The sequence below is a fragment of the Caballeronia humi genome, assembly GCF_001544475.1.
Lineage (GTDB): Bacteria > Pseudomonadota > Gammaproteobacteria > Burkholderiales > Burkholderiaceae > Caballeronia > Caballeronia humi.
Window position 1 is genome coordinate 43989 of record NZ_FCNW02000025.1, and the last position, 12651, is coordinate 56639.

Consider the following 12651-nt stretch of genomic DNA (forward strand, 5'->3'; position numbering starts at 1 on the left):
CGCACGGCTCAACTCGTCCTGAGAAAACATGAACCTACGAGAAACCTTCGCCACCTTTCCGCGCGACATGTTCGCGGGCACTGTCGTCTTTCTGGTCGCGATGCCGCTCTGTCTCGGCATCGCCAACGCGTCGGGCGTCGATCCGTTCGCGGGCCTGCTCTCGGGCATCATCGGCGGGCTGGTGGTCGCGCTTTTGAGCGGCTCGCACCTGAGCGTGAGCGGCCCGGCGGCAGGCCTGATCGTGATCGTCGTCGATGGCATCGCCCGGCTCGGCAGCTTTTCCGCGTTCCTGCTCGCCGTGCTGCTGTCGGGCGCGATCCAGTTCGGCTTCGGCATGCTGAAGGCCGGGCGCTTTGCGGCGTACGTGCCGTCGTCGGTGATCAAGGGGATGCTCGCGGCCATCGGACTTCTGCTGATCATCAAGCAGGTGCCGCTCGCCGCCGGCTTCGCCAACGACGGCAACGCGCTCGCCTCACCCGGCGTTGGCACGCTCGACACCCCGTTCGGCGCGATGTCGATCGCGGCCTGCGTGATCGCCGTGGCGTCGCTCGCGATCCTCGCCGGCTGGGAAACCCGCGCGCTGCGCCGCTTCTCCCTCGTGCGCGCGACGCCCGCGCCGCTCGCCGTCGTGGCGCTCGGTATTGGCGCGACGCTCCTGCTCGATTTCGCCTCGCCCGGCTTCGCGCCGCCAGCGGAGCATCGCGTGGCGCTGCCCTCGCTGGCCTCGTTCGCGGCGCTCTCGGCGGCGCTCGAATTGCCCAATTTCGCGCAGCTCGTGAACCCCGACGTCTGGCGCCTCGCCATGGCGCTCGCCATCGTCGCGAGTCTCGAAACGCTGCTGAGCCTCGAAGCGGTCGAGCAGCTCGATCCGAAAAAGCGCGCCGCACATCCGGATCGCGAACTGAAAGCGCAGGGCATCGGCAACATGATGGCCGGCGCGCTCGGCGCCCTGCCGATCACGTCCGTCATCGTGCGCAGCTCCGCAAACGTTCACGCGGGCGCGCAAAGCCGCTGGGCGTCGTTCGTGCACGGCGTGCTGCTGCTCGCGAGCGTCTTCGCGCTCGCGAGCGTGATCAACCTGATCCCGCTCGCCTGCCTCGCCGCGATCCTGATCTTCACGGGGCTCAAGCTCGCGAAGCCCTCGCTGTTCGCGGCCGTCGCGAAACAGGGGTTCGAGCGCTTCGCTCCGTTCATCGTGACCATCGCGGGCGTGCTGCTCACCGATTTGCTGATCGGCATCGTGCTCGGCATCGCGTGCAGCGTCGCGCTCGCGATCCACGCGAACCTGCAGCGGCCGATCACCATCGCGCAGCACGACGACCACTTCCTGCTGTCGTTTCGCAAGGACGTGTCGTTTCTTGGCAAAGTCGCGCTGAAGCATCATCTGCGGCAGATTCCGGACAACGCAACGGTGATCGTCGACGCCACGCGTGCCGATTTCATCGATCCCGACGTGCGCGAACTGATCGACGCCTTCGTCGACGCCGCGCCGGCGCGCGGCATCCACGTCGAATGCAGGCAACTGGAACGCGCGACGCGCGAGCGGCCGTCGATGCGCGAGCGGCTGCCGTTTTTCGGGCGCTCGGTGGCGAAATAAGGCGCCCACAACGCAAAAGCCCTCGCTTTTGGCGAGGGCTTTCAGCTTGCCTGTGACGCGATCGGCGTCACGAGCAAAAGCACATCAAAGCTGCGGATTGAGCTTTTCGACCTTCGAATGCAGTTTGTTCAGCGCGGCGATGTACGCCTTCGCGGACGCCGCGACGATATCCGGATCGGTGCCGACGCCATTCACGATGCGCCCGCTCTTCGAGAGCCGCACTGTCACTTCGCCCTGCGCCTGCGTGCCGGTCGTGATCGCGTTGACCGAGTACAGCACGAGTTCCGCGCCGCTCGACACCTTCGATTCGATCGCGTGCAGCGTCGCGTCGACAGGGCCGTTGCCGCGCGATTCGCCCGTCACCTCGGAGCCGTCGACGGCGAACACCACGCGCGCATGCGGTTGCTCACCGGTTTCCGAATGCTGCGCCATCGAGACGAAGCGAAAGTGTTCCTTCGCCTGCGCTTCCGCCGATTCCTCGGACACGATCGCCATGATGTCTTCGTCGAAGATTTCGGCCTTGCGGTCGGCGAGTTCCTTGAAGCGCGCGAACGCGGCGTTGACGTCGCCTTCCGATTCCAGCGTCACGCCGAGTTCCTGCAACCGCTGCTTGAACGCGTTGCGGCCCGAGAGCTTGCCGAGGACGATCTTGTTGGTGGCCCAGCCCACGTCTTCCGCGCGCATGATTTCGTAGGTGTCGCGCGCCTTGAGCACGCCGTCCTGGTGGATGCCCGACGCGTGCGCGAACGCGTTCGCACCAACCACCGCCTTGTTCGGCTGCACGACGAAACCGGTGATTTGCGAGACGAGCTTGGAAGTCGGCACGATCTGCGTCGTATCGATACCGACGTCGAGCCCGAAATAATCCTTGCGCGTCTTGACCGCCATCACGATTTCCTCGAGCGACGTATTGCCCGCGCGCTCGCCTAGACCGTTGATCGTGCATTCCACCTGCCGCGCCCCGCCGATCTGCACGCCGGCGAGCGAATTCGCGACCGCGAGACCGAGGTCGTCGTGACAATGGACCGAGAAGATCGCCTTATCCGAATTCGGGATGCGCTCGCGCAGTGTCTTCACGAGTTGGCCGTACATCTCGGGCACGCCGTAACCGACCGTGTCGGTGATGTTGATCGTGCGGGCGCCTTCGTCGATCACGGCTTCGAGCACGCGGCAAAGGAAGTCGAGATCCGAGCGGCTGCCGTCTTCCGGCGAGAATTCGACGTCATCGGTGAACTTGCGCGCGAAACGCACCGCGAGGCGCGCCTGCTCGTACACCTGCTCAGGCGTCATGCGCAGCTTTTTCTCCATGTGCAGCGCGGAAGTCGCGATGAACGTGTGGATGCGGAACTGGTTCGCGGGCTTGAGGGCATCGGCGGCGCGCTGGATGTCCTTGTCATTCGCGCGAGCGAGCGAGCAGACCGTGCTGTCCTTCACGAGCGAGGCGATCGTCTGGATCGCGTCGAAGTCGCCGTTCGAGCTCGCGGCGAAACCCGCCTCGATCACGTCGACCTTCATCCGTTCGAGTTGCTTCGCGATACGGATTTTCTCTTCCTTCGTCATCGACGCACCGGGCGATTGTTCGCCATCACGCAAGGTCGTGTCGAAAATGATCAGCTTGTCTGCCATGTCGGCCTCCAGTGGGGAGATTTTGGATTTTGAAAAACGGTGGGGAAAACAAATACGGAATCCGGGCGTTCGCGCCACCGCTGGCGTCGAAAACCACGAACGAGCAGACGGGAGGCGAGACGGATTAGCGCGGTAGGCGCGCTAGTAGCGATAGCGCGCATAGCGGCGCACCAGCTAGAAGAGACGAGAAGGGGAACGGGAAAAAGTTCATCCGCAAACTATAACGAGATTTCAGGATGCGTGCAATTGGGCTTTCCAATGAGGACGATTTGCGCGGCGCACCGCGTTTCCCCAATGAAAAGGCGGCGGGCCTTGCGGGCCGCCGCCTTCGATTTCAATGATCCCGCTGCGAACTGCGCGCGGGATTCGGTCTGCCGCGCATCGCCATGTAGCCCCACCACGCGTAGCCGGAGAAGCCATAGAGCACGAAGAGGCCGAAGAGCATCAGCGGCGGATCGGACGAAACCAGCACGAACGCCACGACGACCAGCAACACGCCCGCGAACGGCACGCGATAGCGCACGTCCAGCGCCTTGCCGCTGTAAAACGGCGCGTTCGAAACCATCGTCACCCCAGCGTAGATCGTCAGCGCAAAAGCGACCCACGGCAGCCACACGAGTTTGAGCGGCACGCGGTTATCGGTCGCGAGCCAGACGAAGCCGGCGATCAGCGCCGCCGCCGCAGGACTCGGCAGACCCTGGAAATACCGCTTGTCAACCACGCCGACGTTCGTATTGAAGCGCGCGAGCCGGAGCGCCGCGCCCGAGCAGTACACGAACGCCGCGAGCCAACCCCACCGGCCGAGGTCCTTCAGCACCCATTCGTACATCACGAGCGCCGGCGCGACGCCGAACGACACCATGTCCGACAGGCTGTCGAACTGCTCGCCGAACGCGCTCTGCGTGTGCGTCATGCGCGCGACGCGGCCGTCCATGCCGTCGAGCACCATCGCGACGAAGATCGCGATCGCCGCGATCTCGAACCGCACGTTCATCGCCTGGACGACGGCGAAAAAGCCGCAAAATAGCGCGGCCGTGGTGAACGCGTTCGGCAGCAGATAGATGCCGCGCTTTCTCAGGAACTGCTGCCGCTGCGCGCGCCGCGTTTCCACGGTGGCGACGTCCTGCGCCTTGTTACGACGAAACGCGCGCGGAGGCGTGCCGTTGGTCCGGGTACGGCGCGGTTTGAATGCCGCCATCGAGTTCTCCCTTGTGCCGCTTGTTTTAAGTTCGTTATTCGGCGAATTCGGCAAGGATGGTTGACGATGCAGAAACCTTCTCGCCAATCGACACGCGCGGACGGCTGCCCACCGGCAGATACACGTCGACGCGCGAGCCGAAACGGATGAAGCCGTAACGCTGGCCGCGCGTGAGCGGCTCGCCCACGTGGACGTAGCACAAAATGCGCCGCGCGATCAGCCCGGCGATCTGCACCGAAGTCACGGTATGCCCCGCGGCCGTCTGGATGACGATGGCGTTGCGCTCGTTCTCGGTCGATGCCTTATCGACGGCGGCGTTCAGGTAGGCGCCCGGAAAATATTCGACCTTGCTGATCGCGCCATCGACAGGCGAGCGCTGCGAGTGAACGTTGAACACATTCATGAACACGCTGATCTTCACGGCTTCGCGGCCCGCGTACGGATCATGCGCGCTTTCGACGGCGACGATCCGCCCATCGGCGGGACACAGCACGGCGTTCGGCTGCGTCGGGATGGGACGCTGCGGATCGCGGAAGAACTGCACGATGAAGATCACGATCAGCCAGAAGAGCCACGCAAAGCCGAAGCCGCCGATCGCGTGAACGATCAGGGCAACGACGACCGCGGCGGCGATGAACGGCCAGCCTTCGCGGGCAATGATCGGATGGGGATAGTTCATGGATGAGTTCGAGTTTTTTAAAACCGTAGGATAGCAAAAGCCGTCCGGGGTCAGCGACGCCCGGACGGCTCTCAGGTGTTACCGCACTGCGTGGTGCCTAAAACTTTAGTTCTTCGACTGATCGACGAGCTTGTTCTTCGCGATCCACGGCATCATCGCGCGCAGCTTCGAACCGACCTGTTCGATTTCATGCTCGGCCGTCAGGCGGCGGCGCGATTGCAGCGTCGGCGCGCCGGCGCGGTTCTCGATGATGAAGCTCTTCGCGTACTCGCCCGTCTGGATGTCCTTCAGGACGGCCTTCATCGCCTTCTTCGTTTCTTCCGTCACGATGCGCGGACCCGTCACGTACTCGCCGTACTCGGCGTTGTTCGAGATCGAGTAGTTCATGTTCGCGATGCCGCCTTCATAGATCAGGTCGACGATCAGCTTCAGTTCGTGCAGGCACTCGAAGTACGCCATTTCCGGCGCGTAGCCCGCTTCCACCAGCGTCTCGAAGCCGGCCTTGATCAGGTCGACGGTGCCGCCGCACAGCACGGCTTGCTCGCCGAACAGGTCGGTTTCGGTTTCTTCGCGGAAGTTGGTTTCGATGATGCCGGCACGGCCGCCGCCGTTCGCCGCCGCATACGACAGCGCGACGTCGCGCGCCGAGCCCGACTTGTCCTGCGCGACCGCGATCAGGTGAGGCACGCCGCCGCCTTGCTGGTACGTGTTGCGCACCGTGTGGCCCGGGGCCTTCGGCGCGATCATGATCACGTCGAGGTCGGCGCGCGGGATCACCTGGCCGTAGTGCACGTTGAAGCCGTGCGCGAAGGCGAGTGCCGCGCCTTCCTTGGCGTTCGCGTGCACTTCGTTCTTGTAGACCTCGGCGATCTGCTCGTCGGGCAGGAGCATCATCACGACGTCGGCGCCCTTCACGGCTTCCGCCACTTCCTTGACGGTCAGGCCCGCGTTCTCGGCCTTGCTCCACGATGCGCCGCCCTTGCGCAGGCCGACCGTCACCTTCACGCCGCTTTCCTTCAGGTTCAGCGCGTGCGCATGGCCTTGCGAGCCATAGCCGATGATGGTCACTTGCTTGCCCTTGATGAGGGAGAGGTCGGCGTCCTTGTCGTAGAAAACTTTCATGGTGGTTCCTTGAGTCGTGATTCGTTGAAATTTGGTGAAGCTTGAAATGCGGTGGAACTGCTGGCCGCGCCTAAACCTTCAAAATGCGCTCGCCCCGGCCGATGCCGGAACTGCCCGTGCGAACTGTTTCCAGGATCGCCGTGGCGTCGAGGCCCTGGATGAACGCATCGAGTTTGTCGCTCGCGCCCGTCAGTTCCATCGTGTAGGTCTTCTCGGTCACGTCGATGATGCGGCCGCGGAAAATGTCCGCCATCCGCTTCATTTCTTCGCGTTCCTTGCCGACCGCCCGAACCTTGATCAGCATCAGCTCGCGCTCGATGTGGGCGCCCTCTGTCAGGTCGACCACCTTCACCACCTCGATCAGGCGGTTGAGATGCTTCGTGATCTGTTCGATCACGTCGTCCGAGCCGATGGAGACGATGGTCAGCCGCGACAGCGAACTGTCCTCGGTCGGGGCCACCGTCAAGGTTTCAATGTTGTAGCCGCGTGCCGAAAAGAGCCCGACGACGCGCGATAACGCGCCCGGTTCGTTTTCCAGCAGCACGGAGATGATGTGTTTCATGATGTCAGCGTTCCCGATTTATCCAGTTTTCACTCGGCCCGCGCGCGGCGGACGTCCTTCGTGAAGACGCGCGCGCGCGAGCCTCGAAAAAGGCCCGAAGCCTTATAGATCTTCCGATCCGAGCAGCATTTCCGTGATGCCCTTGCCTGCCTGGACCATCGGAAAGACGTTTTCGGTGGGATCGGTCTGGAAGTCGAGAAATACGGTGCGATCCTTCAGGCGCAACGCTTCCTTCAGCGCCGGCTCGACGTCGGCCGTCTTCTCGACACGGATGCCGACGTGACCATACGCTTCAGCCAGCTTCACGAAATCGGGCAGCGCGTCCATGTACGAACTGGAATAACGCTTCTTGTATTCGATCTGCTGCCACTGGCGCACCATGCCGAGATAGCGGTTGTTGAGCGAAATGATCTTGACGGGCGTGTTGTATTGCTTGCACGTCGAGAGTTCCTGGATGCACATCTGGATCGAGCCTTCGCCCGTGATGCAGAGCACTTCTTCATCGGGGAACGCCATCTTCACGCCCATCGCCGCCGGCAGGCCGAAGCCCATCGTGCCGAGGCCGCCCGAATTGATCCAGCGGCGCGGCTTGTTGAAGCGATAAAACTGGGCGGCCCACATCTGGTGCTGGCCGACGTCGGAGCAGACGAACGCGTTGCCGTCGGTCAGTTCCCACGCCTTTTCCACCACGTACTGAGGCTTGATGATCTCGCTCTTGCGGTCGTACGCGAGGCAGTCTTTCGAGCGCCAGGCTTCGATGTCCTTCCACCAGTCGGCGAGCGCCTTGGTATCGGGGCCGTGGTCGGCGGTCTGGAGCTGCTCGAGCAATTCCTTCAGCACTTCCTTCACGTCGCCGACGATCGGGATATCGACCTTCACGCGCTTGGAAATGGACGACGGATCGACGTCGATATGGATGATCTTGCGCGGCGACGACGCGAAATGCTTCGGGTCGCCGATCACGCGGTCGTCAAAACGCGCGCCGATCGCGATCAGCACGTCGCAGTTCTGCATCGCCATGTTGGCTTCGTACGTGCCGTGCATGCCGAGCATGCCGAGGAACTTCTTGTCGCTCGCACGATAGCCGCCGAGGCCCATCAGCGTGTTGGTGACCGGATAGCCGAGCAGGTCGACGAACTGGTTCAGTTCGCGCGCCGCATCCGCGAGGATGATGCCGCCGCCGGTATAGATATACGGACGCTTCGCCGACAACAGCAGTTGCACCGCCTTGCGGATCTGGCCCGAATGGCCCTTCGTGACCGGGTTGTACGAACGCAGCGACACGCTCTTGAGCGGCTCGTACTTGCAAGGCGCCTTCGACACATCTTTCGGAATGTCGATCAGCACGGGACCGGGACGGCCGGTGCGGGCAATGTAGAACGCTTTCTTGACGGTGGCGGCGAGATCGCGCACGTCCTTCACGAGGAAGTTGTGCTTCACGCACGGCCGCGTGATGCCGACGGTATCGCACTCCTGGAACGCATCGAGACCGATCGCGGCAGTCGGCACCTGGCCGCTGATCACGACCATCGGGATCGAATCCATGTAGGCGGTGGCGATGCCGGTGACCGCATTGGTGACGCCGGGGCCGGAAGTCACGAGACACACACCGACGTTGCCGGTGGAGCGCGCGTAGGCGTCGGCGGCGTGGACGGCGGCCTGCTCGTGGCGCACGAGGATGTGCTGGATCTGGTCCTGCTTGTACAGCTCGTCGTAGATATAGAGTACCGAGCCGCCGGGATAGCCCCAGATGAACTCGACGTTCTCGTCCGCCAGCGCGCGCATGAGCACGGTGCCGCCGATGGATTCAGAGTCGTGCGAGGGGGTCGTATCCGACGTGGAGAATTCCGCGCTGGGCATATTCATTAATCACCTTTCGAATTTTCGGCAAAAAATTGATCGGGTGCTCTCTGCCGGGCTTGTGGCTCGGGTTCAAGCGGCGCGTCTTGGTTTGACAGGCGTGCTTCTTGGGCTCGCCTCAAATTAGACATTCACTTTATGATGCGAGTCGGAAACGATAGCTTGGCGCGATCGGCCGGTCAAGCAAAAAGTTGAGGATTCGCCCGCGAAACGCTGCAAAACACAGCGAATCCGTGCCGCTTTCGCACGTTTTCGATGCCGCGCGCGAGAAAACCGGCGACGGGTTTCTATCGGGGCGAGCAAAAGTTTGCTAGCATCCGCAGGTTTCTCAAAAAATCTCACGAACCCTTTCGACGCACACTCGCTGCGCCGGCCCCCACGGATGGCATCAGACAAGGAACTCGCCGATTTTTTGGCGGGCGTCGAAAGACGCGCGTTCAAGCAGACCGTCTACACCGTGCGCGACGACGACGCGGCGCTCGACATCGTGCAGGATGCGATGATCAAGCTCGCCGAAAAATACGGCGATCGTCCTCCGGCGGAGCTCCCGCTATTGTTTCAGCGTATCCTGCAGAATGCGACGCATGACTATTTTCGCCGCCAGAAGGTGCGCAATACGTGGGTGAGTCTGTTCTCGTCGTTCGGCAATGCAGATGACGACGAATTCGACCCCCTCGAAACCTTCGAATCCCAGGACGGAACGGTCGGCGCGGAGAGCAGCGAGAACAAGCTCGAGCGTGAACAGGTGCTCAACCTGATCGACGCGGAGATCCAGAAATTACCGACTCGTCAACGGGAAGCCTTTCTCATGCGTTACTGGGAAGATATGGATGTCGCCGAGACCGCCGCGGCGATGGGCTGCTCCGAGGGCAGCGTAAAGACGCATTGCTCCCGGGCGACGCACGCGCTCGCACACGCGCTGAAGGCGAAAGGGATCACGCTATGAGCACCGCTCTTGAATCGAAAGAAAATGAATTCGCGCGCAAGGTAGTTCACGCGCTCGACGAAACGACGTCAGCCATTCCGGCTGCGGCCGTCGACCGGCTCGCTGCTGCAAGGCGCGCCGCGATCGCGCGCAAGAAGCCGGAGAAGGTAGCCGTCACGGCGCCGGCGTTCACGCCCGCTTTCGCGGGCGCGGCGGGCGGCCAGTTCAGTTCGCCCAATGTTTCCGGGCCGCGCGGCCGGTTTGCGCGCTTCGGACGCTTCGGCCTTGCGTGGCCGGTGCTCGCATTGGTCATCGGACTGGCCGGCATCGCTTACTGGGAAGACCAGGAGCGCACGGCGGAACTCGCCGACATCGACGCCGCCATGCTGAGCGACAACCTGCCGCTCGACGCCTACCTCGATCACGGCTTCAACGCGTACCTGACGCGCAATCACTAAGACAGCAGGAGTTCCCGGGTGAGTTACAAGCGCGGTCTCGCGATTGTTTTTGGATGCGCGATTGCGGGAATGGTCGCGTTTGCCGCGACTTATCCGCGCTTCTACTCGCCCTCGACCGCCACGTCCGCCAGCGTCGCCACGCCCGCTGGCGCAAGCGCCGGTTCGGGTGGCAGTCTCCTCGCGCTATCGTCGTCCAGTCCGCTTTCGTGGAATCGTCTGACTGATCTGCAGCGCGCCGCGCTCGCGCCGTTCGCCGAGCAGTGGGACCAGTTCAGCGACGAGCGCAAACAGAAATGGCTGAAGATCGCGTCACGTTATCACCGGATGTCGCCTGAAGCGCAAAAGCGGCTGCACCAGCGCATGGCCGAATGGACGCGCATGACGCCCGATCAGCGCAAGGTCGCGCGCGAGAACTATCAGGTGTCGAAATCCGTGCCGGTCGAAAAGCGCGAGAGCGCCTGGGACGCTTATCAGAAGCTGTCCGAGGAGCAGAAGAAGAAGCTTGCCGCGACCGAGCGCACGCGACGGCCGAACGTCGTCAGCGCGCCGCCGAGCGGCAAGACCGAACTCAAGGACATCAATCGCATCGTGACCGCGCGCGAACAGGGTCACGCAGCCGAGCACGCGGAACACGGGTCCGAGGCACCGGGCGCCGCACTGCCCGGCTCCCAGCCGATCGCGCCAGCGATCCCGAGTGCGGGCAGCTTCGTCCCTGCGACGCCGATTCCGGTTTCGCCGCAGCAGGCGCCGTCGATCTTCAACGGTTCGTGAGCCGATGCGCGCACCGGATGCCCCCGTCGTCCCGCCGATGCGCGCGCCCGCCCTGCGCCGCCGGCTCGCGACGATGCTCTACGAAGGCGTGATTCTCTTCGGCATCGTGTTCATCGCGGGATATCTCTTCAGCACTCTCACCCAGCAACGCAACGGCCTCACGCATCACAACCTGCTGATGACGTGGATCGGCATCGTGCTCGCGGCGTATTTCGTCTGGTTCTGGACGCACGGCGGACAAACCCTGCCCATGAAGACCTGGCGCCTCAAGGTCGTCGATTTGCATGGCCGGCCCGTGCGGCCTGTGCGGGCGCTCGTGCGTTACGCGCTCGCCTGGCTGTGGTTTTTGCCGCCGCTCGCATTGCATCCGCTTTTCGGACTTTCAGTGCCGCAGACGCTTGGTCTAGCGGGCGTCTGGATCGCGCTATGGGCCGCGACCGTGTGGCTCGATCCTGCGCGGCAGTTTCTGCACGATCGCATCGCGGGGACGCGGATCGTCGCGGTGGCGGCTTCGGCTTGAACGGCGAGGCATTGGCGTTTCCTGCGTGCGTTTGCAGCCCTCGCGCAGCTTCACATATTCGAGGCTCGTCACGCGAGAACGCATCGCACATGCGCATGCCACGCTGAGTCGCCCCGGCAACCCGCGAATAAACCGTGACACGTCGATCACGGCGAATTCCGAGACAAGCGGCGCGGGGGACGCGCAACCCGTTTGGACGCCCGGTCGCACCCGTTCCCTCGATCTCCCGTCATAGGTGCGTTAGCGACGCAAAAGCGCAACGCGTCGACAAACCCCGCATCACTGTCGCAACGGCGCATCACCCCCAGCCCGAGTAATAAGAACTTCTCATGACTGTCATGGCTCCGTCACGGCTGCATGGCGCAATGCGCTTACTGCAACCCGACGCGCGAGCCAATGGCCTTCAGACCGTCCGCGACTTTCCGTTTGCGCAAGCCCGAGTCGACCATCGACCCGCTCGCGTTCCTTCCCAGCGCCCACGCAGGCGCGACGGCTTTGGCGCCCGAGCGCCTCGACGACGCCCAAACAGCGCCTGCAATCGACCCCGACGAAGCGCCGCACCGCTACCGCACGATCTGGCTCTCGGACATTCATTTAGGCTCCGGCGGCTGCCAGGCGCCGTATCTGCTCGATTTCCTGCGACACAACGATTCGGAATACCTGTACCTCGTCGGCGACATCATCGACGGATGGCAGCTCCGCAAAGGCTGGTTCTGGCCGCAGGCGCACAACGACGTCGTCCAGAAGATCCTGCGCAAGGCGCGCAAAGGCACGCAGGTCGTCTACATCCCTGGCAATCACGATGAAGCCGCGCGCCAGTTCTGCGACCTCGCGTTCGGCGACATCCACGTGCGCGGCGAAGCCTTCCATACGACGCTCGCCGGCAAGCGCCTCTGGATCGTGCACGGCGATCTCTTCGATGGCGTCATTCAGCACGCTAAATGGCTCGCCTACCTCGGCGACACGCTCTACACGCTGATCCTGCTTCTGAACCGCTGGTTCAACCGTGTGCGCTCGCGGCTCGGGCTGAACTACTGGTCGCTCTCGCAGTACCTCAAGCACCAGGTCAAGAACGCGGTCAACTTCATCTCGCAATTCGAGCGCGTGATGACCGACGAAGCGCGCCGCCGCGGCTGCGACGGCGTCGTCTGCGGGCACATCCACAAGGCGGAGATCCGCGATATCGACGGCGTTCTCTACTGCAACGACGGCGATTGGGTCGAGAGCCTCTCGGCGCTCGTCGAAACGCTCGACGGCGAGCTGAAGATCGTCTACTGGACCGTCATGCGCTCGCCCGAAGAAGCCACCGAAAAAGCCCGGGCGACCGCCTGAG

Annotated in this window: 12 protein-coding genes; 6 read left to right on the forward strand and 6 right to left on the reverse strand. The window is 63.2% G+C overall.

What is annotated here, in order from left to right:
* The first annotated feature begins 28 nt into the window (after positions 1-28).
* Positions 29-1597 carry a SulP family inorganic anion transporter gene (locus tag AWB65_RS21075; protein ID WP_087668994.1) on the forward strand — a complete coding sequence of 523 codons (1569 nt, stop codon included), beginning with the start codon at positions 29-31 and terminating at the stop codon, positions 1595-1597.
* A gap of 84 nt (positions 1598-1681) precedes the next feature.
* On the opposite strand, the gene AWB65_RS21080 is transcribed toward AWB65_RS21075, so the two are convergent.
* The 6 genes from AWB65_RS21080 to AWB65_RS21105 form a co-directional block, all read right to left on the reverse strand.
* A complete protein-coding gene (locus AWB65_RS21080; RefSeq protein WP_087668995.1) occupies positions 1682-3223 on the reverse strand; it encodes a 2-isopropylmalate synthase in 1542 nt (513 codons plus the stop codon).
* Between the two features lie 334 nt (positions 3224-3557).
* Positions 3558-4421: a CDP-diacylglycerol--serine O-phosphatidyltransferase gene (gene pssA / locus AWB65_RS21085; RefSeq protein WP_087655567.1), complete on the reverse strand. Its 864-nt coding sequence runs from the start codon at positions 4419-4421 to the stop codon at positions 3558-3560.
* A gap of 34 nt (positions 4422-4455) precedes the next feature.
* Positions 4456-5100 carry a phosphatidylserine decarboxylase gene (locus tag AWB65_RS21090; RefSeq protein WP_087668996.1) on the reverse strand — a complete coding sequence of 215 codons (645 nt, stop codon included), beginning with the start codon at positions 5098-5100 and terminating at the stop codon, positions 4456-4458.
* Between the two features lie 105 nt (positions 5101-5205).
* Complete coding sequence (ilvC, locus tag AWB65_RS21095) at positions 5206-6222, reverse strand: ketol-acid reductoisomerase (protein WP_062637307.1); 1017 nt, start codon at positions 6220-6222, stop codon at positions 5206-5208.
* A gap of 70 nt (positions 6223-6292) precedes the next feature.
* Entirely contained in the window at positions 6293-6784 is a 492-nt protein-coding gene (gene ilvN / locus AWB65_RS21100; protein ID WP_035939651.1) for an acetolactate synthase small subunit, read from the reverse strand.
* 102 nt (positions 6785-6886) lie between these two features.
* Positions 6887-8650: an acetolactate synthase 3 catalytic subunit gene (locus AWB65_RS21105; RefSeq protein ID WP_087668997.1), complete on the reverse strand. Its 1764-nt coding sequence runs from the start codon at positions 8648-8650 to the stop codon at positions 6887-6889.
* 376 nt (positions 8651-9026) lie between these two features.
* Between AWB65_RS21105 and AWB65_RS21110 the strand changes: the two genes are divergently transcribed.
* The 5 genes from AWB65_RS21110 to AWB65_RS21130 all read left to right on the forward strand — a co-directional run bounded on the left by AWB65_RS21110 (position 9027) and on the right by AWB65_RS21130 (position 12650).
* Positions 9027-9590 (forward strand): RNA polymerase sigma factor, encoded by a 564-nt coding sequence (locus AWB65_RS21110; protein WP_087655714.1) that lies wholly within the window; start codon positions 9027-9029, stop codon positions 9588-9590.
* The gene (locus AWB65_RS21115; RefSeq protein ID WP_087668998.1) at positions 9587-10027 is read left to right on the forward strand and encodes a DUF3619 family protein; all 441 of its coding nucleotides are present in this window, start codon (positions 9587-9589) and stop codon (positions 10025-10027) included. Before AWB65_RS21110 ends, AWB65_RS21115 begins: the two co-directional genes overlap by 4 nt.
* Positions 10028-10045: 18 nt before the next feature.
* Entirely contained in the window at positions 10046-10798 is a 753-nt protein-coding gene (locus tag AWB65_RS21120; protein ID WP_087668999.1) for a DUF3106 domain-containing protein, read from the forward strand.
* A 4-nt stretch (positions 10799-10802) separates the two neighbouring features.
* Entirely contained in the window at positions 10803-11318 is a 516-nt protein-coding gene (locus AWB65_RS21125) for an RDD family protein (protein WP_087669000.1), read from the forward strand.
* Between the two features lie 396 nt (positions 11319-11714).
* Complete coding sequence (locus tag AWB65_RS21130) at positions 11715-12650, forward strand: UDP-2,3-diacylglucosamine diphosphatase (RefSeq protein WP_087669001.1); 936 nt, start codon at positions 11715-11717, stop codon at positions 12648-12650.
* Position 12651: the final 1 nt, after the last annotated feature.